This is a genomic window from Phaeobacter gallaeciensis (assembly GCF_001678945.1).
Classification (GTDB): Bacteria; Pseudomonadota; Alphaproteobacteria; order Rhodobacterales; family Rhodobacteraceae; genus Phycobacter; species Phycobacter gallaeciensis_A.
The window spans coordinates 3,342,663-3,363,869 of the sequence record NZ_CP015124.1 but is presented as its reverse complement, the minus strand read 5'-3'; the positions used below and the strand labels follow the sequence as shown (position 1 = coordinate 3,363,869).

Below are 21,207 nucleotides of genomic sequence, written 5' to 3'. Positions count from 1 at the left end.
GCCCGCCAGCCGGGCGTGAGAGGCTGCGCTCCCCCCCCTACCCGTTTGAAGGTTAGCCTAGAAAGCGCGCTGCGATATCGCCGCTCATATAGCTGACGCGCCCGCCCGACAGGGTTGCCGCAACCCGCTGGCTATCTTTCTCAAGGATCACCACATCGGCGCGTTTGCCTGGCGCCAACTCTCCACGGTCGTCCCGCCCCAGAACTTCGGCAGGGCCCTTTGACACCAGATCCCAGGCCCCTGCCAGATCCAGCAGCCCGCTGCGGGCCAGCATCAGCGCAGCGCGGCGCGGGCTGGGATAGTGATAGTCCGAGGCGATCGCATCACAGAGCCCCATGGCGATCAGCTCAACCGCAGACACGTTGCCCTTATGCGAGCCACCCCGCACCACGTTTGGGGAGCCCAGAATGATATGATCGCCCCCGGCCCGTGCCGCCTCTGCCGCTTCCAATGTTTCCGGAAATTCGCTGATCCGCACACCGCGATCCCGCCATTCGGTCCGCATGGCCGCGTTTTGGTCATCATGGCTTCCAAGACGCACGCCCATAGTGCCAAGTTCGGCGCAGATTGCATCCAGGGCAGCAGGCACCTCATCCGATCTGGCGTGCATATCCTGCAGCATCTGCCAGTGGACCTCCGGGTTGCGTCCCGCCTTCAGCGCCTGCCCCACAAGCCGGGGCGGTTTCTTTCCCACTGCCAGCCGGTCATGCGGCAGGTGATCGTTGAAAACAACATAGCCCACTCCGGCCGCCGCAATACGCTGAGGCAGACCCGCGTAGTCATCCAGCATATGAGTCTCGAACCGCAGCTGTGGTAGGATATCCGTCACTACCCGGTCCCGCACAGCAGTGATCGCGGCAAAGACCTGGTCGGCATAGTCCGGCGCGCGCAGCCCGCCTTCCCAGCTGTGGAACTGCGCCAGAACCGCCGTGGTGATACCGTTGGCAGCCAATTCTGCCTCGGCAGCGATCACGCCCTCGTCCATCTGCTTCATCGCGCCGCGCCGGGGGGCGAGATGGCGTTCGAACCCGTCGCCGTGCAGGTCGATGATGCCCGGCAGCACCAGATAGCCAGACAGATCCACCGCGCGACCGGCGCGATCCGCGACGATTGCCCCCTCCGCGAGTGAGAGTTCCGCGCCCGGCACCAGCCGCCCCTCAGGCAGCAGCACATCGGCGCCCTGCAGCGTCAGTTCAAGTGTCATCAGCTCCCGGCTCCTTTGCCGCCTTGTCGGTACACGCGCCCTCATCGCACAGGCCGTCGGGCAGGCCAAGCACCGCATCAAGCCAGGTGATCTTGGGATCGAACCGGCCATGCTCCAGAAAATGTAGCGCCTGGGCGATGACCAGCGGATTGTTCATCATGAATGTATGGGTGACCGGGAGCACGATGTGATCGGCCATCCCTTCGAGCCGGGTGCTTTGAACCGAAACCTTGCCATCGTCCTGACCGGGAATGAGACTGGACCACACCGGGTTGAGCGAGCGGTTCCCCGCTATAATCCCCAAGGGGAAATCCGCAGGCGGCAGCCGGTTCGGCAGGCTCTCCGGCCCGGTGCCCAGCTGCAAACCCGCCGGTCCGTGCAGCAGGCCAAACACCTCCCAGTCGCCCAGTTCGTCCACCAGTTCGCTACCATGGTTCGGAGGCGCTAGCATGACAACGCGGCCCAGATTTTCCGGTCGGTTGTCCTGCAGCCATTGCCGCACCAGAATGCCGCCCATCGAATGGGTAATCAGATGCACCGGCTGATCGCCGCAGGCCGCAAAGGCATCAGGCAGCGTCTGTTCGGCCAGCACGGCCACAGGTTCCTCGGTCGAAGGATAGCCCGGGCTCTGCACGGTGATGCCGCGCCCCTCCAGAACCTGTTCCATCACCGAGAAGGACGATTCCGTGCGAGCCAGCCCGTGCAGCAGGATGGCGCAATCCGCCAGAGCGGGCAGAGGCAGCAACAGGGACAGCGCTGCAAGAACAGGGGACAGAAGACGTTTCATGCAGATCAGATAGACATGCACCGCGCCAGCGAAAAGCCCCTATCGCGCGCGCGGTGCGCTCCAGATCACCAGGGCGATCCCGCCAAGGACAGCACAGGTTCCCAATGCCAGCCGCAGCCCCACGGGTTCGGCCAGAAACACAAAGCCTCCCAGAATGGCTATGATCGGCACGCTCAGCTGGATTGTTGCCGCGACCGCAGGCTGCAATTCGGGCAAGACGCGGTACCAAAGCGCATAGCCCATCCCCGAGGTGACAGCCCCGGATATCACCGCCAGCAGGATACCTTCGGGCGAGGCATGGAGCGATGCCGCCGCAAACAGCATGAAGGGCAGCATCATTAGGGTTGCGACCACAAAATTCATCGCGCTGGCCCGCAAAGGATCGCCCGCGCCACGCCCAAGCAGGGTATAGGCCGCCCAGCCCAGACCGCTGAGCGTCATCAGCGCAGCAGCCCCCGGCGGCACCTGCACCGGGCCGCTGGGCCAGACCACATAGGCGAGACCCGCAAACGCCACCAAGGCCCCCAATACCTGACCAGCCGTTGTCCGACTGCCACGCAGCGCGCCCCAGCCGAACATGGAAATCTGCACCACGCCAAACAGGACCAGCGCGCCAAGACCAGCATCAAGCCCCTGATAAGCGAGACAAAATCCAATCATATAGAGGGTCAGAGCCGCCCCGCCCAGCAGGGCGTCTTTCCATCCTGCGACCGGCGTCTCCCCCGCCCCCTTGCTTCGTGACCGGGCCGATTGCAGCGCGACGAGAAGCACCAGGGCTACGGCGCCAGAAGCAAGGCGCAGCAGGCCAAAGCCCATCGCATCCATATAGCCCCAGCCGATGGCCATGCGGCCTAGAACCGAATTCGCCGCAAAGGCAATCAGAACGAGCAGAACCAGAACAACGAGTTTCATCACCGGCCTCCGTTTCAGGCCGGAAAGACCCGCCTATCAGTTCAGAATACGCAGGTCGGTATCACCGTATCCGCAGGTGTAGCAACAGTCATTGCACCTTTGTGAATTGTTGAGACCGACACCCCAATACTTGTTGCTGTCGCCCCGCACCCAGGCGCCATAGCAGATCGTCTCGCCGGTCTCACAGCTGAGGCTATATTCGCGGACATCGTAGTCGTCGACGATATAGACCTGACCGTCTCCGGGCCAGGCACGGCGATAGTCCTGACTGTAGAATTCCAGACTTACGATATGCGGATAATCGCTGCGTATCGTCCATTTCAGACTGTCCGCCTTTGCTGTCTCGACAGCTCCAAAAGTGGCAGCAACAACCGCCAGCAGTGCCAATCCCTTCATCACGTCCCCCAGTGCACATTTTTTTGAACGGGTTCAGCGTACGGGACAACTTCGAAGAAAATCAAAATATTTCGGTATTGGCGCAGGTCTGGAGCGAAAAACAGGCAAGGAGGCACACTCTCTCCCCCAAAAAAGAAAAAGGGGCCGCCCGAAGGCGACCCCAAATCATCCGGTTGGATGGCGTGACTTACATCATGCCGCCCATGCCGCCCATGCCGCCCATGTCGGGCATGCCGCCGCCAGCTGCGCCATCTTTCGACGGCTTGTCAGCAACCATGGCTTCGGTGGTGATCAGCAGGCCCGCGATCGAGGCTGCGTCTTCCAGCGCGGTACGGGTCACTTTGGCCGGGTCGATCACGCCGAAGGAGAACATGTCGCCATATTCTTCGGTCTGAGCGTTGAAGCCGAAGTTCTTGTCGGAGCTTTCGCGGACCTTACCGGCCACAACCGCACCGTCGACACCTGCGTTCTCGGCGATCTGGCGCAGCGGCGCTTCGATAGCCTTGCGCACGATCACGATACCGGCGTTCTGGTCGGAGTTTGCACCTTCCAGACCTTCCAGTGCCTTGCCGGCCTGAACCAGAGCAACACCGCCACCGACGATCACGCCTTCCTGCACGGCTGCGCGGGTCGCGTTCAGAGCATCATCCACACGGTCTTTGCGCTCTTTCACTTCGACTTCGGTCATGCCGCCGACGCGGATCACAGCAACACCGCCTGCCAGTTTGGCAACGCGCTCTTGCAGCTTCTCACGGTCATAGTCCGAGGTGGTTTCTTCGATCTGGGTGCGGATCTGAGCAACGCGTGCTTCGATCTCGGCCTTCTCGCCTGCACCGTCAACGATGGTGGTCTCGTCTTTGGTGATCTCGACCTTCTTGGCGGTGCCCAGCATGTCCATGGTGACGGACTCGAGCTTCATGCCCAGATCTTCGGAGATGACCTGACCGCCGGTCAGGATCGCGATGTCCTGCAGCATGGCCTTGCGGCGGTCGCCGAAGCCCGGTGCCTTCACGGCTGCGATTTTCAGGCCGCCGCGCAGTTTGTTCACAACCAGAGTGGCCAGCGCTTCGCCTTCAACGTCCTCAGCAATGATGAGGAGCGGTTTCTGCGACTGGATGACCTGCTCCAGCAGCGGAACCATCGGCTGCAGGGAGGAGAGTTTCTTCTCGTGCAGCAGGATCATGCAGTCGTCGAGATCTGCGATCATCTTGTCCGGGTTGGTGACAAAGTAGGGCGACAGGTAGCCACGGTCGAACTGCATGCCTTCGACCACGTCGGTCTCGGTTTCCATGCCTTTGTTTTCTTCGACGGTGATGACGCCTTCGTTGCCGACTTTCTGCATCGCGTCTGCGATCTGCTGGCCGATTTCGGCTTCGCCGTTCGCGGAGATGGTGCCAACCTGAGCGACTTCAGCGGAGTCGTTCACCGGGCGAGCCATTTCTTTGATGCCTTCAACGACTTTGGCGGTTGCCATGTCGATGCCGCGCTTCAGGTCCATCGGGTTCAGACCAGCAGCAACCTGCTTCAGGCCTTCGCGCACGATCGCTTGGGCCAGGACGGTTGCGGTGGTGGTGCCGTCACCGGCTTCGTCGTTGGTGCGGGAAGCAACTTCCTTCACCATCTGGGCGCCCATGTTTTCGAACTTGTCTTCCAGTTCGATTTCCTTGGCAACCGAAACACCGTCTTTGGTGATGCGCGGTGCGCCAAAGGATTTGTCCAGAACTACGTTGCGGCCTTTGGGGCCCAGGGTCACTTTGACAGCATCAGCGAGAACGTTCACGCCGTTCAGCATCTTGTTGCGGGCATCGGTGTCGAATTTGACGTCCTTAGCAGCCATATCTGTTTCTCCTCGAGAAAATCTGTAGTTGTCAGCGATAAAGGGGGATCAGAGAAGCCGGTGAGCTTACTCGATGATGCCCATGATGTCGCTTTCTTTCATCATCAGCAGCTCTTCGCCGTCGACGGTAACTTCTGTGCCGGACCACTTGCCGAACAGGATGTTGTCGCCGGCTTTGACGGCCATTGCGATCAGCTCACCGCTGTCTTTGCGGGCGCCTTCGCCGGTGGCGACAACAACGCCTTCGGAGGGCTTTTCCTTGGCGCTATCGGGGATGATCAGCCCGCCAGCGGTTTTCTCTTCGCTTTCGGTGCGGCGCACCAGCACACGGTCATGAAGCGGTTTCAATGCCATCTTTGCAGCTCCTTAATAGGCTCAAAGGTTGTTGTATCTGGTCTGCCCCTGCTCCCCGCAGAGGCGTTATCACTCACACCAGGTGAGTGCTAACGGAGCAATAGCTAGGCAGCGGCCTGCGCCGAGTCAACAGGTTTGATGCAAGAAAATTGACCCATCCCGCGCGGAAAATCAGACTGCCGCAACGCAGCAATCTGAAGCAGCTCTGCGGACCTGCTCAAGAAAGGCTGTGATCCCAATCCGCTAACCCGGTGCGCCCCTGTTCGCTCAACTGGTAGATGCCTTTTTCCACCTTGGTGAACCAGCCATAATGATTGTCCCGCATCAGCGTCGTGGCGCGTCCGATGCCGGTTGCCCGCGCCACCTCGGCGCCCTTGCAGGCACCATTCTCAGCCAGATGCGCGGCACAGATCAGGGCATCCTGACGATAGGCCGTGACGATTCCATGGCGGGTGGCGCCGCCTGCGTTCGGATCCCCGCGCAGCCGATCGAATTCGCGCAGCAGGCGCTGTTTGCGGACCTTGGATTTGCGCGGTGCATAGGGGCCGGGATCGCATTGCACTTCGGCCCGGCCATCAGCCAAAACAGTGATCAATCCAAGGCCAAGACGCCGACATAAGGACAGGTTGTCCTTCAGCATCCGCCGCGCCTGTTTACCCTTTGGTTTTGGCACCGCGATATAGACCAGATCTGTCACGGCCTGCCGGGACACGGCCTGATGGAACAGCGACAGGGAAAACCGCAGCTTCAGCTCGACGATCACCGGATCCTCATCCCCGCGCCGCGCCACCACATCGGCGGCACCGACCTCTCCCTTCACCTCATAGCCCTGCCGTTCCAGCAGCGCCTTGATGGGGGGATACAGCTGTTCTTCTTTTGCCATGCCCGCAGCATAACCAGCGATGACCGCGAGAAAAACCACATCAAGCCAGATCGCGTCCTGCTTGTCGTGCGTGCCGCCCGCCCATAGCATGAGGGCCACAGACAAAAGGACATACCATGCGCGCCTTCCTCCTTCTTTTTCTCTGCCTGCTGCCCGGTGGGGTGTTTGCGGCCTGCGGCGGCAACGACCTTCGCCTGACGCTGAGCCCGGCCGAGCGCGAACAGATCCAGGCCGACCTCGCCGATGTGCCCTTCAAGGAAGGCAACCACTGGATTGCGACCAAAGGCACCCGCCGGGTGCATGTGATTGGCACGATGCATCTCAATGATCCCCGCATGGAGAAGATCACCAAAGATCTGACACCACTGATCACCGGCGCCGACACGCTACTGCTTGAAGCGACGAGCGCAGATCAGACCGCCATGCAGAAACAGATGGGGAAAACCCCATCCCTGTATCTGATCACCGAAGGCCCCTCCCTGATCGACCGCATGGGAGAAGAGGACTGGGCGCTGCTCTCTGAACGCAGCGCGGCGCGTGGCATTCCGCCCTGGATGGCCGCCAAGATGCGCCCCTGGTTTCTGTCACTGTCGCTTTCCCTGCCGCCGTGCCTCAAACAGAAGGAGCAAATCAAAGACGGCATGGACCGGCGTCTGGAGATGCTGGCGCATGAAAACGGTGTTGCGACGGCATCACTCGAAGATCCGCTGACGGTGATCGAAACGCTGAACCTGCACCCGCTGGACGAACAGGTCCGGCAGATGCGCGCCACACTATCGATGTACGGAAACGGCAGCCCCGATGATTACCACACCATGGCGGAAAGCTATTTCGACGAAGAGGCCCGATTCTATCTCGCCTTGGCCAAGCAGCGTTTTAAAGCCGACACCAAGCTGCCCGCCGCCGAGGCCGAGGCTCTCTGGGATGAGGCGATGCAACTCCTGATCCGCGAGCGCAACCACAACTGGATCCCGGTGATCGAGGCTGCCGATGGCGACCGCATCGTCGTTGCCGTCGGGGCGCTGCATCTTCCGGGACCCGATGGCGTGCTGAACCTTCTGGCCAAACAGGGGTATCATCTGCAACGCGCCGCGTTCTGACACCTGACTGGCGTACCCTGCATTCAGGTGATACGGGTTCCTGTGCGACCTTTCGCCCAAAACCGTGTCCCCGGCGCCTCCTGCATGGCCGCCCCGCAACAGCTGCAACGCTGGCGGGGTGACAAACCTCCCTGCCCTGTTATAAGGCGCGCAAAATCGCCCGCTATGTATAGGACTGCATCATGACCACGCTTGTTTTCGGCCACAAGTCTCCCGACACCGATTCCACCGGCTCTCCCATCGTCTGGGCCTGGTATCTGAACGAGATCAAAGGCATCGACGCCGCGCCCAAACTGCTGGGTGAACCCAACACCGAAGCCGCCTTCATGCTGCAGCGCTGGGGCCTCGAGAAGCCCGAGATCATCGCGGATGTGGCTGATGATCAGGCCGTTGTCATCGTGGACACCAACAACCCGGCCGAACTGCCCGCCAACATCAACGGCGCCGACGTTCAGGCCATCATCGACCACCACAAACTGGTTGGCGGTCTGGAAACCAAAGGTCCGATCGACATCACCATCCGTCCGCTGGCCTGCACCGCGACAATCATGCACGACCTGATCGGCGATGACATGGCGAAGATGCCCGAAGCCATCAAAGGCGCCGCGCTGACCTGCATCCTGTCCGACACGCTGGAGTTCCGCTCGCCCACCACCACCGATCACGACCGCGCCGTCGCCGAAAAACTGGCCGCTGATCTGGGCATCAACATTGCCGACTACGCAGCCGAGATGTTCGCCGCGAAATCCGATGTGTCCTCCTTCTCCGATGCCGAGCTGATCCGCATGGACTCCAAGGAATACGAAGTCGACGGCACCAAGTTCCGCGTCTCGGTTCTGGAAACCACCGCACCGGGCGTCGTTCTGGACCGCAAGGCCAGCCTGATGGACAGCATGACCACCGTCGCCAGCGAAGACGGCGTGGATCAGGTGCTGCTGTTCGTTGTCGATATCCTGAACGAAGAAGCCATCCTGCTGGTGCCGAACGATCTGGTCAAAACCGTCGCCAAGAAAAGCTTTGACGCCGATGCGACAGGCGACACCGTCTTTCTGCCCGGCGTGATGAGCCGCAAGAAGCAGATCATCCCGAACCTCAAGGTCTGAGTTCGAGCACATTTTCTTATGAAAAGGCGCCCCTTGGGGCGCCTTTTTTCTTAACTCGGCAATCCATCGAAACCATGCACACCGGCGGGAACGTGGTGGAATGCCTGTTTCTCGGCCAGGTACAGCGCTACTTTCGGGCCGCCGAACCGTGCCGGATCGTCAAGCGTTCCGATTTTCACAATCACCGCCTCCAGACCGTCGCGGTGGTTGGCCACATGCGTGCCGCAGCTTTCGCAGAAATCGCGCGTCACCATCGCGTCGGCTGCATCACGCCGGAACTGTCTCGGGGTCCCTTGGGTGTAACTGAACCCCTGTTTCGGCATCACCATGAACAAATTCGGCGCGCCGCCCGAATGGTGCTGACAAGACCGGCAATGACATTGCCCCTTCATCAACGGCCTGCCTTCTACCTGGTAGCGTAGCGTACCGCAGAAACACCCACCTTCCATTTTCATCACGTCTCTCCTTCTGGCTTTGCCACAAGATGGACAGGGGCACGTCGGCATCATAGTGTCGCATTTGACATCTTTCAGGCCAAAATGGACAAATACCCACTATCGACACCATCATCCTTTGCCCCGATCCCTGCCAGCGCTCCAGTCTCGCGATCTCGGGCGACATGCTCGAGGCGGCCAACCGGGTTGCCCGTATGAACGGAAAGCCCCCCTATTTCACGGTCAGGCAACTCACTCCGAGTCAGGCACTTGCACCGGATGCTGCGGCACAGCTTGTGATTCTGCCGGGGATGGGTCTTGCGACCGAACGCGAGGTGCGTGAGACGACACAAACCGTCCAATTCGCCACGCTGACTGACGCTCTGGTCAAACTGGCCGCGCCCGGAACGATCATTGCCGGGTCCTGTTCGGGCTGTTTTGCTTTGGGACAGGCAGGGTTGCTGGACGGTCGGGTGGCCACGACAACATGGTGGCTGGCCCCTTTGCTGAAGACCATGTACCCAAGGGTCCGATTGAACAGCCGTGACATTGTAGTGGAGGATGGCCCACTGGTCACCGCCGGGGCTGCATTCTCACACATCGACTTGTTGTTGCACCTGATCGAACGCTTTGCCGGTTTCGCCGTTGCCGAAGACTGTCGTCGTTTCATGATGGCTGATAGCCGCCCCAGCCAGTTGCCTTATCTTTCGGTTGCCACTTTGCTGTCCGCAGCTCCCGATCTGCAGCAGGCCGAACTCTTCTTACGTCGCAACATCAGGCGACAGGTGAGCATTGCCGAACTGGCGGCGGCCTGCGGCATGTCTCCGCGCACCTTTTCCCGGCACCTGCAACGCGTTACCGCGATGACCCCGACAGCCTTTGTTCAGATCCTAAGGGTCACGGAAGCAATCCGTTTGCTCCGAACCCGGGGCCTGACCGCCGATGAGATCGCAGCTCGTGTGGGTTATGCTGATGCAACCGCGCTACGCCGCGCAATGCGGAAAAGAACCGGTCGAACCCTCGACAGTTTTCGGGAGTAACAATACCCGTAACCACGGCGCGGTAGATTGACCAGCGGCGCCAGGCGCCACTGGTCCAATAGGTTCAGCCGCGACCACCGCCATGGCCACCACCGTGTCCGCCACCATTGCCAGCGCCACCGCCATTTCCTCCGCCACCATTTCCGGCTCCCCCGCCGCCATTTCCGGCGCCACCTTGACCACCACCGCCGTTGCCGCCGCCATGGCCACCGCCGCCATTTCCGGCACCGCCCGCATCGGCGCTTTGACCGCCACCGCTACCCTGGCCAGTGTCACTGCCCGCGGTGCCCAGCTTGCCATGCGCGCTCCGGGTCATGACGCCGTTCATCTCATCCTCGCCCGGGGTGTCTTCGGAAACCGCCTGATTTTCATCGTGATACTGGGACAGGACCTCGTCGTCCTCTTCCGCCCAGGGGTTTGCATGCGATGCGAGCACCGTATGCGCCGATGCCACAAGGACGGCCACCGCCATTGCCGGTGCAAGTCGTTGAGTGAAGGTTTTGTATGTCATTGCTATGCCTTTTCAGATCACTTGTCGTGTTCGCACGCAAACACATTGTGTTTTTAGAATGTTTAATAAACCCCTACCCACCCACATCTTGCTCCGCCTAGGCGAAGACTCGCCACCAGGTCCTGTCTTGCGCCGAAACCCGCCGCACAGGGCACGGGGAATTCAAGCTGGCGTGGGGATGGGAACTCGGGCATATCTGGCGCCGTATTGCCGCGCCCGCAGGTTCACAGAGGAAAGGACCCGATCATGACCCGCATCATCGAAACGCTTGCCGAGGTTTCCGATCCGTACCGGGCCCTGTTCGTGGACCTTTGGGGCTGTGTGCACAACGGCATCACCGCCTACCCCGAAGCCGTTGCCGCCCTTCAGGCCTACCGCCAGCGCGGCGGCATTGTGGTGCTGCTCACCAACTCTCCGAAACCGCGGGCTGGTGTGGCTGAGCAGCTGGCGCAATTCGGCGTGCCGCAGGACGCCTATGACACCATCGCGACATCCGGCGATTCCGCGCGGGCCGCGATGTTCACCGGAGCCGTTGGGGAGAAGGTGTATTTCATGGGGGAATGGCAACGCGATGCGGGGTTCTTTGAACCTCTCAATGTGATCGACTCTCCCGTAGAGATCACCCGCGTCCCGCTGCAGGAGGCAACCGGCATCGTCTGCTGTGGCCCCTTTGATCCCATGGCCGACCCCGACGTGAACCGGGCTGATTTCCTTTTTGCCAAGCAGAAGGGCATGAAGCTCCTCTGTGCCAATCCGGATATCGTGGTGGATCGTGGCGAGACCCGGGAATGGTGCGCCGGGGCGCTGGCGCGGCTTTACACGGAAATGGGAGGGGAAAGCCTGTACTTCGGCAAACCGCATCCGCCGATCTATGACCTGGCCCGCCGCCGCCTGGCAGAGCTGGGACAGGACATTGCCGATGGCGATATTCTGGCTATCGGCGACGGCCCACACACCGATATTTCGGGCGCCATGGGGGAAGGAATTGATTCCCTCTTCATCTCGGGCGGGCTTGCGGCATCGGAAACCAAAACGTCGCACCAGCCGGAACCAAAGGCGCTAACCGCATACCTGACCAAGGAAAACAGCGCACCGACCTTTACCATCGGTCGCCTGCGGTAGATCAGAAAAGCCTTGATTTTCTGCAACTGCAAAGTAATAAAGTTGCAGAACAGGGCGCCCATGCGTCCAAAAATTTCAAAGGCATCTACCCGAGCCAGTCAACCCGGAGGGGCGCATGTTGGATAACCTGCCACGCGGAACCATCTGCATCGAAGACATTGAAATGGGCATGGTCCGCTACCTGCGGAAGGTGGTGACGGATGAGGACATCCAGAAGTTCGCCGATGTCTCGACCGACCATAACCCGGTGCATATGGATGACGATTATGCCCGCGACACTATCTTTGAAGGCCGTATTGCCCATGGGATGCTGACCGCCGGTCTGATTTCCGCCGTCATCGGGGAGCAGCTGCCCGGCCATGGCACCATCTACATGAGCCAATCACTCAAATTCCTCGCCCCTGTGCGCCCCGGCGACATGGTGCTGGCCGAGGTCGAAGTGACCGACATCCAGATCGACAAACGCCGGGTCAAACTCGATTGCCGCTGCATGGTCGATGGCAAGAAGGTTCTGGTCGGCGAAGCCATGGTGATGGCGCCCTCGCGCAAGTTCGACTGATCAGGCGCGGCCCTGTCCGCAACGGCAGCACATCGCGCGCTTGCAAGCCCCGCCACAGGGCGCTAGGCAGGCGCCATGCGCATCATCCGTGACTATCAGTTTGTAGAAGAGCGGGATCGCGGCGCCTCTGCCGCGATCGGAAATTTCGACGGCGTTCACCGCGGTCACCGCTCGGTCATCGATCTGGCCCGCAAGGCGGCGCCGGAGGCCCCTCTGGGCGTGGTCACATTTGAACCGCATCCGCGCGAATTCTTTGCCCCCGCCGCGCCGCCCTTTCGCCTGATGTCCGCCGCCGCGCGCGCATCGCGGCTGGAAAAACTCGGCGTGGACAAGCTCTATCAGCTGAATTTCAACGCCGCCCTGTCCGGGCTGACCCCGGAAGATTTTGCAAGCAAGGTACTGGCCGAAGGTCTGGGTCTGAAACACGTGGTGGTGGGCGCCGATTTCTGTTTCGGCAAGGGGCGCGCCGGCACCGCCGAGGATCTGATCCGCTTTGGAAAGGATCTGGGCTTTGGCGTCACCATCGCGCCGCTGATGGAGTACTCCGAACATACCGTCTCCTCGACCGCGATCCGCCAGGCGCTGAGCGATGGCCGCCCTCGCGACGCCGCGGCGATGCTGGGGCACTGGCACCGCATCGAAGGCACCGTGATCGGCGGCGAACAACGCGGCCGCGATCTGGGCTTCCCCACTGCAAACATGTCCATTGATGGGCTGCACCCACCCGCATTCGGCGTGTATGCGGTGCTGGTCGATGTGCTGGATGGCCCGCACAAGGGCAGCTACCACGGCGCCGCTTCGGTCGGGGTGCGCCCAATGTTCGATGGCGATCATCCCAACATCGAAACCTTCCTGTTCGACTTCACCGGTGATCTTTATGGAGCGACCCTGTCCGTGGGGCTGGTGGAGTACCTGCGCCCCGAAATGACCTTTGACGGGCTGGAGGGGCTGATCGCGCAGATGGACGCCGATTGCGCCAAGGCCCGCGACATACTGGCAAACGCATGAAACGATCTGGTATCGAACGCTCCGGCCTGACCCCGCGCTTTTGGGAGAAAAAGCCGCTCGAAAAGCTGTCTCAGAAGGAATGGGAGGCGCTGTGCGATGGTTGCGGCAAATGCTGCCTCAACAAGCTGGAAGACGAAGACACCGGTGAAGTCGCCCTCACCCGCGTGGCCTGCCGCCTGCTGGACGATCAGACCTGCCGTTGCGCCCATTACGAGAACCGCCACCAGTTCATTCCCGAATGTATCGTGCTGAAGCCGGACAATCTGGACACCCACGCCTATTGGATGCCGCAGACCTGCGCCTATCGCCTGTTGTGGGAGGGCAAACCGCTGCCCGCGTGGCACCCGCTGGAAACCGGCAGCCCGCACAGCGTGCATGAGGCGGGCGTATCCGTACAGGGCATGACCGTTTCCGAATTCGACACCCCCGAAGAAGACTGGGAAGACCATATCATCGAGGAGCCCATCTGATGTTTTTCGCCTCTGACAATTCCGGCCCTGTGCACCCCGAGGTTCTGGAGGCGTTGACAGAGGCAAACATGGGCTATGCCATGGGCTATGGCGCCGATGCTCAGATGGAGGCGGTGCGCCACCGCCTGCGCGATATCTTCGAAGCTCCCGAGGCAGCGATCTATCTTGTCGCCACCGGCACCGCTGCCAACTCCCTTGCGCTGGCAACGCTATCGCAGCCCTTTCAGACGATCTTTTGCAGCCCCGTGGCCCATATCCACGAGGATGAATGCAACGCCCCGGAATTCTATACCGGTGGCGCCAAGCTGACGCTGGTGCCGGGCGGCGACAAGATGAGTGCCGAGGCCCTGCGCCAGAGCATCGCAGGTGAGGAAGTGCGCGGCGTGCACGGACCGCAACGCGGCCCGGTCTCCATCACACAAGTCACCGAACGCGGATCTGTCTATACCACCGATGAACTCTCCGCCCTCTGCGCCGTGGCCAAGGACTATGACCTGCCGGTGCATCTGGATGGCGCGCGTTTCACCAACGCGCTGGTGTCGCTGAAATGCTCGCCTGCGGACATGACCTGGAAAGCGGGGATCGATGTGGTGTCCTTTGGCGGCACCAAGAACGGGCTGATGGGCGTCGAAGCGGTGATTTTCTTTGATCCCAAACACGCCTGGGAATTCGAATTGCGCCGCAAACGCGGGGCGCATCTGTTCTCCAAACACCGCTATCTTTCGGCGCAGATGCTGGCCTATCTGCGCGATGATCTCTGGCTATCCAGCGCGCAGGCTGCCAATGATTCCTGCGCCTTCCTGGCAGACGGGTTGCAGGCCGCAGGTGCCACGCTGGAGATGCCGCAGGCCAATATGGTCTTTGCCGCCTTGCCCCGCGCCACTCACCAGCGGTTGCTGGATGCAGGCGCGGTCTATCACCTGTGGGATGGCCCGCTGAATGGTCCCGAGGATGAAATGGTAACCGCACGCTTCGTCTGCGACTGGTCGATCAGTCGGGACGAGATTACCGCCTTTCTGAACCTTCTGTAATCTGACCTGCGCCTCAGGCGCCCTGCCCTGTCAGCGCCGAGGCCAGCCGATCTGCCGCCCCTGCGGCAAAGCTGGTCCGCCTATGGGCAATCCCCATCCGGCGGCGCACATCCTTGGCGTCACGCAGCGGGCGCACCACGATCCGCTGCGAAGCACGGCCATGGGACATCGGCACCAGCGCCACACCCAGCCCGGCAGCGACCAGATCCAGCAGTTGGGCATCGTGCATGGCCTTGGCCGCAACAGGCAGAGCCTTTTCCGGGTCAGGATCCTGCAGAACCCCGCCGAACAGATCTGCCGAGGGGCAATAGGGACGCGCGATCATGGACACCTCAGCCAGATCCGCGAGGCTCAGTTCGGCCTCCCGGCTCAGCGCGTGCCCGACAGGCAGGGCCACGCCATAGCCTTCTTCCCACAAAGATCGGAACGGCATGCCCTGCGGCGCGCAGTCTTCGGCGCAAAGCACTACATCGGCAAGTGCCGCATCGTCAGTGAACTGCAGCACCGCGCCCTCCGCATCCCGGGTGATTGCCCGTAGCCCCTGTTCAAAGGGCGAAGTCAGCACATCCGCAAAGCAATAGAGACGCAGCACGGGCCGCACCCGCCGGGCCAGCCGATCCTCCATCTGGTTGAGGCTGTTCAACACCACCCCTGCCATCTGGTACAGCTCACGGCCCAGATCCGTCGGCACCAGCCCCGCAGCGCCCCTGTGAAACAACGGCCCCCCGTAATGCGCCTCCAGCCGGGCAATGGCGGCAGAGACCGACGGCTGGCGCACCTCGTTCAGCCGCGCCGCCGCGCTGAAGGTTCCGGTTTCATAAGCGGAGCGAAAATACCTGAGTGGCGCAAGATCATTCATAGGCATCAGCTATACCATGGATAGCCGATCCAGCAATTACCTATAGGCCTACGGTCTGCCAGAAAGACCCCACTCGTTACATCAGCAAGAAAGTGGAGCTTACCATGAACATCCAGACGGGCACCCCGCCATCAAATGATCAATCTCAGGGCCCTGTGATTGATCAGGTCCTGCGCCTGTTCGAGGCTGCGGATCCTGCAATCCTCGGACTTCTGGCCGAGGACATTGATTTCCGTATCGATCACTACAAGGAGGAGGCCGACACCAGTTGGCAGCAGGCAAATGGCATGGGTGAGCTTGGCGGCCTGCTGGCCCGGCTCGGGACCGAGGTCTTCCCCAAGGGCACGCGTATTCTTGACCTCTCCACCACGCCGCTCGGCAATGGCTGGGCGATGACGCGTTTTGAGCAGGAGTTCTTCTACGGCGTGCGGGACGGTATGGTGCGCAGCCTCACCTATATCACCTCTCACGAGGAGGCCGGGAAGCTCGATTTCTTCAGAGAGACCGTCACCACAATCACCACATTGTGATAAAAACCGGGAGGTCCTAACGGCCTTCCGGCGCCGTTTCGCGGTCTGTATCGCTCCAAAAGTCACGAATCGCGGCTGCAGTTTCGACAGGATGGGTGATCGACACCATATGCCCGGCGCCCGCGATCACCCCAGATCGGGCGTTGGGCAGACGGCGCAGCAGACCGTCGTTGACCACGCCGATGATAGGGTTGGTTTCACTGCCGCGCAGCAGCAGGACCGGCAGATCGACCGCCTCAAGAACGCCCGGCGCCAGAACGCCAGGCCGGTCCTGGTAGACCGCCCCGTCACAGGCCGGAACGATATGGATGGCCCGCGTCATCGCTGCGCGGGTGGTCTCGGGCAGATCCGGCCAGCGCGGCGCGCCCGAGCTCCAGCTTCGGTTGAACAACCGCGCCGCCAGCGCCTCGTCCCCGGCCTCATAAGCGTCCAGGAAGGGCCTGTTCTCCTCCTGAACCCGGGTGCTCATTTCCGGATCATCCTCCAGCGCGACCCGGAACAGAACCGGCTCGATCAGGGTCAGGCTGCGCACCTGGTCCGGCCGGGCCAGCGCCATACGCAGCGCCACTGTGGCGCCAAAGGAATGACCAATCAGATCGATCGGCTGGCCCTTTGGCATCAGCGACAGACCTGCCGCCGTGTTGCGATCCTGATAGTCACCCTGCCGGTCCCAATCCGGGCTGCGACCATGGGACAGCATGTCAAAGGCCGTGATGGTCACGGCCCCTTCCAGTGCCTCGCACAGACCGCGCCAGGTCCCGGAATGCGCCAGCGAGCAGTGCACCGCCAGCATCTGGCGGGGCCCCTCCCCGAAACTGCGGGAGAATACCGGTTGTGGCAGGTCGTGCGGCAGATCTTTCATCCAGGGCTTACTCCGACAGGTGCCGGTCCAGATCATCCAGCCGGTCCTGGCCCCAGAACTTGGCGCCATCACCGGTGACATAGAAGGGTGCACCGAAAACACCAGCGGAAACCGCGTCTTCAAGGTTCTGACCGTACGTCTCAGCGCCCGCCAGAAGGCCACTGTCTGCCAAAGAGGCATCAAACCCCGCCGCCGTCAGGCACTCGCGGATCACGGCATCCTCGGCGATGTCCTTTTCCTCGGCCCAGCAGGCGCGCAGAATGCTCTGCACCAGGGTACCCAGATCACCGCCCCCTGCGTTCTGCGCTGCGATGATCGCATAGGAGGACGGCGCCGCATTGGTGGGCCAATGTGCGGGCTTCAGGTTGATCGGCAGGTCCAGCTTCTTGGCCTGACGCTCCATCTCGATCAGGCGGTATTCCTGGCGGGCCGGATGACGGTCCTTCGGAGCGGTGCCGCCGGTGCGCGGGAAAAGCGTCTGAATATCGAACGGTTTGTACGTAATTTGTGCATCATGCGCGGCGGCAAGCTGCTCGAGCCTGTTTCCCGCAAGATATGTGTAAGGGGACAGGGTCGAGAAGTAGAAATCAATTGTTGCCATGTCGCTTTTCTCCGGCTTTGAACTAGGCTGGAACCTAGGCGCATGCTAAGCGGGGTTCAATATCACGAATCTGACACATTGCCGTTGCTGCCCGGGGATATCAGCCAATGCCGACCATGAACGAACCCAAGCTTATCGCTGGGAACGCCAACCTCCCGCTCGCCAATTCCATTGCCCGCCGCATGAGCATGCACCGCGGCGTCGATCAGGGGCTGGTGGATGCCCGTGTCGAGCGGTTCAACGACGGAGAGATCTTCGTAGAAGTCTACGAGAACGTCCGTGGCGAGGATATGTTCATCATTCAGCCGACCTCGAACCCGGCCAATGACAACCTGATGGAGCTGCTGATCATCTCGGATGCGCTGCGCCGCTCTTCGGCCCGCCGAACCACCGCTGTGATCCCCTACTTCGGCTATGCCCGGCAGGACCGCCGCACCAAGGCCCGCACGCCGATCTCGGCCAAACTGGTGGCCAACATGCTGACCGGCGCCGGGATCGAGCGGATCCTGACCATGGACCTGCACGCGGCGCAGATCCAGGGCTTCTTCGATATTCCCGTGGACAACCTCTATGCCTCGCCGATCTTTGCGCTGGATGTGAAGCACCAGTTCAAGGACAACATGGCCGATCTGATGGTCGTGTCGCCCGACGTCGGCGGTGTGGCCCGCGCCCGCGAGCTGGCGAAACGCATCAATGCCCCCCTGTCGATCGTCGACAAACGCCGTGAAAAGCCCGGTGAAGTGGCCGAGATGACCGTAATCGGGGATGTGACGGACAAGATCTGCCTGATCGTCGACGACATGTGCGACACTGCCGGCACGCTCTGCAAGGCGGCACAGGTGCTGCTCGACAATGGTGCGCGCGAGGTACACGCCTATATCACCCACGGCGTCATGAGCGGCCCGGCAGTAGAGCGCGTCACCAACTCCGTGATGAAATCGCTGGTTCTGACAGACACCATCCAGCCGACCGAGGCAGTTTCGGCCGCGCCGAACATCCGTATCCTGCCGACCGCGCCCCTATTCACGCAGGCGATCCTCAACATCTGGCACGGAACTTCGGTCTCGTCGCTGTTCGAAGACAAGACCCTGATCCCGATCTACGAGTCGCTTTACAGCCACGTCTGACGGCCTGCGCGCCCCGCTGGGTGCAGCGACCGGAAGTCCGAAATAACACCGGCCCCGTGCGAGATCTTCGCCGGGGCCGTTTGATTACCGGGATGTGCTCAGCAGAGCTGCGCTCAGAGGCCGGTCAGTCCACCACCCAGTCATCCTCGAACGGCATATCGCCAATGGCCATCCAAGCTGCCCGTACCCGCGCCACGCGGCTGTCGGCCCACGTGCGAAACACCACATCAAACCCGGTGGCGGTTATATTCTCGGCTACCAGTTCGGCCCGCACGGCAGCCGAGGTATCCATGTCCCACATCGACATCGACACTTGCACCGCGGGCGGGCGGGCAAAGGCTTCGGAAAACCGCACGGTCTTGCGCCGCTCCCGGGCGCCCTCCCCTGTCCACATGCTGCCGCCGCTGTCGAACTCGGAAAACACCACAAGATCGCCCTGATCAATCCCGGTGCGCGGGTTTCGCAGTCTTTTCATGAATTTCCAATCCTCCGCTCGCGGGCAGCCTGACGCACCCACAACCCTGAAGCGTCATAAAACCATCTGAGCACACAAAAGAAAACCGGCCCCATAAGGGCCGGTTTACAAAGTCTTTCTCGCTTGGCGCGGAACCTTAGAGGCTCATGTGGGTGCCAAGGGCCTCCATGTCCGCCAGAAGTTTCGCGGCTTCCTCGACGATGTCGTGGGGCTGCTCTTCTTCCTTAGCGGTCTTGTAGGTCTCACGTGCGTCCTCGATCAGCTCATCCAGGTGCGCACGGGTCATTTCATCCATCGGGATTGCCTTTTCGGCCAGAACCGAGAGCGCCTCGGAACCGATTTCGGCAAACCCACCGGTGACCACATACTCCGAAGTGCCTTGGGGGCTTTCGACCCGCAGGACACCCGGGCGCAGCGTGGTGATGGTCGGCGCATGCATCGGCATAGCCGTCATGTCGCCTTCCGCGCCGGGGATCTGAACCGCGCTCACCTGAAGCGAAGCAAGGCTCCGCTCCGGGCTCACGAGGTCGAATTGCATGGTATCAGCCATCAGGGCCCTCCTTAGGCCGCCTCAGCAGCCATTTTCTCGGCTTTTGCCTTCACCTCTTCGATGCCGCCAACCATGTAGAAGGCGCCTTCGGGCAGGTGGTCGTATTCGCCGGCCACAACTGCCTTGAACGAGGCAATGGTGTCTTCCAGCGGAACCTGCACACCATCAGAACCGGTGAACACTTTCGCAACGTCGAACGGCTGGGACAGGAAGCGCTGGATCTTACGGGCACGGGCCACGGTCAGCTTATCTTCCTCGGACAGTTCGTCCATACCAAGGATCGCGATAATGTCCTGCAGCGACTTGTAGCGCTGGAGGATCTGCTGAACGTCGGAAGCCACTGCGTAGTGCTCTTCGCCAACGATCTGCGGGTCCATCAGGCGCGACGAGGAGTCGAGCGGGTCCACAGCCGGGTAGATGCCCAGCTCGGAGATGGCACGGTTAAGAACCGTGGTCGCATCGAGGTGAGCAAAGGTGGTTGCCGGTGCGGGGTCGGTAAGGTCGTCCGCGGGAACGTACACAGCCTGGATCGAGGTGATCGAGCCGTTCTTGGTGGAGGTAATACGCTCCTGCATCGCACCCATGTCGGTCGCCAGCGTCGGCTGGTAGCCCACAGCGGAGGGGATACGGCCAAGCAGAGCCGAAACCTCGGAACCGGCTTGGGTAAAGCGGAAGATGTTGTCCACGAAGAACAGAACGTCGGTACCGGACTGGTCACGGAACTGTTCCGCCAGGGTCAGACCGGTCAGAGCAACACGCGCACGGGCTCCCGGAGGTTCGTTCATCTGACCGTAAACCAGCGCAACCTGCGATTCCGACAGGTTGTCGGGCTTAATCACGTTGGATTCGATCATCTCGTGGTAAAGGTCGTTACCTTCACGGGTCCGCTCACCAACACCGGCGAACACGGAGAAGCCCGAGTGCACTTTTGCGATGTTGTTGATCAGTTCCATGATGAGAACGGTCTTGCCCACGCCGGCACCGCCGAAGAGGCCGATCTTACCACCCTTGGAGTAAGGCGCCAGAAGGTCGATGACCTTGATGCCTGTCACCAGGATTTCCGACTCGGTCGACTGTTCGTTGAACTCAGGCGCCGCCGCGTGGATCGGACGGGTTTCTTCGGCTGTCACCGGGCCCTTTTCGTCAACGGGCTCGCCGACGACGTTCAGAATACGGCCCAGGGTCGCGTTACCAACGGGGATCGAGATCGGCGCGCCGGTGTCGGTGACTTCCTGACCGCGAACCAGACCTTCGGTTGCGTCCATTGCGATTGTACGGACGGTGTTTTCGCCCAGGTGCTGCGCAACTTCCAGAACCAGATTCTTACCGTTGTTGTCGGTGTTGAGGGCGTTCAGGATCGCGGGCAGGTCATCGTCGAACTGGACGTCGACAACGGCGCCGATGATCTGAACCACCTTGCCTTTTGCATTTGCCATTTGTTGGTCTCCGGTT

The 21,207-nt window shown here is 61.3% G+C and carries 25 protein-coding genes; 10 read left to right on the top strand and 15 right to left on the bottom strand.

Going from position 1 to position 21,207, the window contains the following annotated elements:
- Positions 1-52: 52 nt before the first annotated feature.
- The 7 genes from JL2886_RS15915 to JL2886_RS15885 all read right to left on the bottom strand — a co-directional run bounded on the left by JL2886_RS15915 (position 53) and on the right by JL2886_RS15885 (position 6,373).
- Positions 53-1,207 (bottom strand): alpha-D-ribose 1-methylphosphonate 5-triphosphate diphosphatase, encoded by a 1,155-nt coding sequence (locus JL2886_RS15915; protein ID WP_116560359.1) that lies wholly within the window; start codon positions 1,205-1,207, stop codon positions 53-55.
- On the bottom strand, positions 1,194-1,991 hold the full coding sequence (locus tag JL2886_RS15910; protein ID WP_065273761.1) for an alpha/beta fold hydrolase: 798 nt from the start codon (positions 1,989-1,991) through the stop codon (positions 1,194-1,196). Before JL2886_RS15910 ends, JL2886_RS15915 begins: the two co-directional genes overlap by 14 nt.
- A gap of 39 nt (positions 1,992-2,030) precedes the next feature.
- Positions 2,031-2,903: a DMT family transporter gene (locus JL2886_RS15905; protein ID WP_065272894.1), complete on the bottom strand. Its 873-nt coding sequence runs from the start codon at positions 2,901-2,903 to the stop codon at positions 2,031-2,033.
- A gap of 36 nt (positions 2,904-2,939) precedes the next feature.
- Positions 2,940-3,299, bottom strand: a complete 360-nt coding sequence (locus tag JL2886_RS15900) for a hypothetical protein (RefSeq protein ID WP_065272893.1) — start codon at positions 3,297-3,299, stop codon at positions 2,940-2,942.
- A 187-nt stretch (positions 3,300-3,486) separates the two neighbouring features.
- Complete coding sequence (gene groL / locus JL2886_RS15895; protein ID WP_065272892.1) at positions 3,487-5,136, bottom strand: chaperonin GroEL; 1,650 nt, start codon at positions 5,134-5,136, stop codon at positions 3,487-3,489.
- 66 nt (positions 5,137-5,202) lie between these two features.
- On the bottom strand, positions 5,203-5,490 hold the full coding sequence (locus tag JL2886_RS15890) for a co-chaperone GroES (protein ID WP_065272891.1): 288 nt from the start codon (positions 5,488-5,490) through the stop codon (positions 5,203-5,205).
- Between the two features lie 217 nt (positions 5,491-5,707).
- Entirely contained in the window at positions 5,708-6,373 is a 666-nt protein-coding gene (locus JL2886_RS15885; protein WP_065273760.1) for a DUF2161 domain-containing phosphodiesterase, read from the bottom strand.
- A 116-nt stretch (positions 6,374-6,489) separates the two neighbouring features.
- Between JL2886_RS15885 and JL2886_RS15880 the strand changes: the two genes are divergently transcribed.
- Complete coding sequence (locus JL2886_RS15880; protein WP_065272890.1) at positions 6,490-7,473, top strand: TraB/GumN family protein; 984 nt, start codon at positions 6,490-6,492, stop codon at positions 7,471-7,473.
- A gap of 182 nt (positions 7,474-7,655) precedes the next feature.
- Complete coding sequence (locus tag JL2886_RS15875; RefSeq protein WP_065272889.1) at positions 7,656-8,576, top strand: manganese-dependent inorganic pyrophosphatase; 921 nt, start codon at positions 7,656-7,658, stop codon at positions 8,574-8,576.
- Between the two features lie 50 nt (positions 8,577-8,626).
- Here the strand turns inward: JL2886_RS15875 and JL2886_RS15870 are convergent, their stop codons facing one another.
- A complete protein-coding gene (locus JL2886_RS15870) occupies positions 8,627-9,031 on the bottom strand; it encodes a GFA family protein (protein ID WP_065272888.1) in 405 nt (134 codons plus the stop codon).
- A gap of 164 nt (positions 9,032-9,195) precedes the next feature.
- On the opposite strand from JL2886_RS15870, the gene JL2886_RS15865 reads away from it, so the two are divergent.
- Complete coding sequence (locus JL2886_RS15865) at positions 9,196-10,050, top strand: GlxA family transcriptional regulator (RefSeq protein ID WP_065272887.1); 855 nt, start codon at positions 9,196-9,198, stop codon at positions 10,048-10,050.
- A 64-nt stretch (positions 10,051-10,114) separates the two neighbouring features.
- Here the strand turns inward: JL2886_RS15865 and JL2886_RS19790 are convergent, their stop codons facing one another.
- Positions 10,115-10,561 (bottom strand): hypothetical protein, encoded by a 447-nt coding sequence (locus JL2886_RS19790; protein WP_133245384.1) that lies wholly within the window; start codon positions 10,559-10,561, stop codon positions 10,115-10,117.
- 246 nt (positions 10,562-10,807) lie between these two features.
- On the opposite strand from JL2886_RS19790, the gene JL2886_RS15855 reads away from it, so the two are divergent.
- The 5 genes from JL2886_RS15855 (at position 10,808) to JL2886_RS15835 (ending at position 14,751) form a co-directional block, all read left to right on the top strand.
- Positions 10,808-11,683 carry a TIGR01459 family HAD-type hydrolase gene (locus JL2886_RS15855; protein WP_065272885.1) on the top strand — a complete coding sequence of 292 codons (876 nt, stop codon included), beginning with the start codon at positions 10,808-10,810 and terminating at the stop codon, positions 11,681-11,683.
- Between the two features lie 115 nt (positions 11,684-11,798).
- Positions 11,799-12,242, top strand: a complete 444-nt coding sequence (locus tag JL2886_RS15850) for a MaoC family dehydratase (RefSeq protein ID WP_065272884.1) — start codon at positions 11,799-11,801, stop codon at positions 12,240-12,242.
- Between the two features lie 75 nt (positions 12,243-12,317).
- Complete coding sequence (locus tag JL2886_RS15845) at positions 12,318-13,250, top strand: bifunctional riboflavin kinase/FAD synthetase (protein ID WP_065272883.1); 933 nt, start codon at positions 12,318-12,320, stop codon at positions 13,248-13,250.
- Positions 13,247-13,720, top strand: a complete 474-nt coding sequence (locus JL2886_RS15840) for a YcgN family cysteine cluster protein (protein WP_065272882.1) — start codon at positions 13,247-13,249, stop codon at positions 13,718-13,720. The genes JL2886_RS15845 and JL2886_RS15840 overlap by 4 nt, the downstream gene beginning before the upstream one ends.
- Positions 13,720-14,751: a threonine aldolase family protein gene (locus tag JL2886_RS15835; RefSeq protein WP_065272881.1), complete on the top strand. Its 1,032-nt coding sequence runs from the start codon at positions 13,720-13,722 to the stop codon at positions 14,749-14,751. The genes JL2886_RS15840 and JL2886_RS15835 overlap by 1 nt, the downstream gene beginning before the upstream one ends.
- A 13-nt stretch (positions 14,752-14,764) precedes the next feature.
- Here the strand turns inward: JL2886_RS15835 and JL2886_RS15830 are convergent, their stop codons facing one another.
- A complete protein-coding gene (locus JL2886_RS15830) occupies positions 14,765-15,616 on the bottom strand; it encodes a LysR family transcriptional regulator (RefSeq protein ID WP_082996109.1) in 852 nt (283 codons plus the stop codon).
- Positions 15,617-15,714: 98 nt separating this feature from the next.
- On the opposite strand from JL2886_RS15830, the gene JL2886_RS15825 reads away from it, so the two are divergent.
- Positions 15,715-16,140: a hypothetical protein gene (locus JL2886_RS15825; RefSeq protein WP_065272879.1), complete on the top strand. Its 426-nt coding sequence runs from the start codon at positions 15,715-15,717 to the stop codon at positions 16,138-16,140.
- Between the two features lie 16 nt (positions 16,141-16,156).
- Here JL2886_RS15825 and JL2886_RS15820 read toward each other — a convergent pair whose 3' ends face one another.
- Positions 16,157-17,002 carry an alpha/beta fold hydrolase gene (locus JL2886_RS15820; protein ID WP_065272878.1) on the bottom strand — a complete coding sequence of 282 codons (846 nt, stop codon included), beginning with the start codon at positions 17,000-17,002 and terminating at the stop codon, positions 16,157-16,159.
- Positions 17,003-17,009: 7 nt separating this feature from the next.
- A complete protein-coding gene (locus tag JL2886_RS15815; RefSeq protein WP_065272877.1) occupies positions 17,010-17,603 on the bottom strand; it encodes a 2-hydroxychromene-2-carboxylate isomerase in 594 nt (197 codons plus the stop codon).
- Between the two features lie 107 nt (positions 17,604-17,710).
- On the opposite strand from JL2886_RS15815, the gene JL2886_RS15810 reads away from it, so the two are divergent.
- Entirely contained in the window at positions 17,711-18,730 is a 1,020-nt protein-coding gene (locus tag JL2886_RS15810; RefSeq protein WP_065272876.1) for a ribose-phosphate pyrophosphokinase, read from the top strand.
- 124 nt (positions 18,731-18,854) lie between these two features.
- Here the strand turns inward: JL2886_RS15810 and JL2886_RS15805 are convergent, their stop codons facing one another.
- From JL2886_RS15805 to atpD, 3 genes are all read right to left on the bottom strand, one after another.
- Complete coding sequence (locus tag JL2886_RS15805) at positions 18,855-19,205, bottom strand: H-type lectin domain-containing protein (RefSeq protein ID WP_065272875.1); 351 nt, start codon at positions 19,203-19,205, stop codon at positions 18,855-18,857.
- Positions 19,206-19,341: 136 nt separating this feature from the next.
- Positions 19,342-19,755: a F0F1 ATP synthase subunit epsilon gene (locus JL2886_RS15800; RefSeq protein ID WP_065272874.1), complete on the bottom strand. Its 414-nt coding sequence runs from the start codon at positions 19,753-19,755 to the stop codon at positions 19,342-19,344.
- Between the two features lie 11 nt (positions 19,756-19,766).
- Positions 19,767-21,191 carry a F0F1 ATP synthase subunit beta gene (gene atpD / locus JL2886_RS15795; protein WP_065272873.1) on the bottom strand — a complete coding sequence of 475 codons (1,425 nt, stop codon included), beginning with the start codon at positions 21,189-21,191 and terminating at the stop codon, positions 19,767-19,769.
- Between the last annotated feature and the right edge of the window lie 16 nt (positions 21,192-21,207).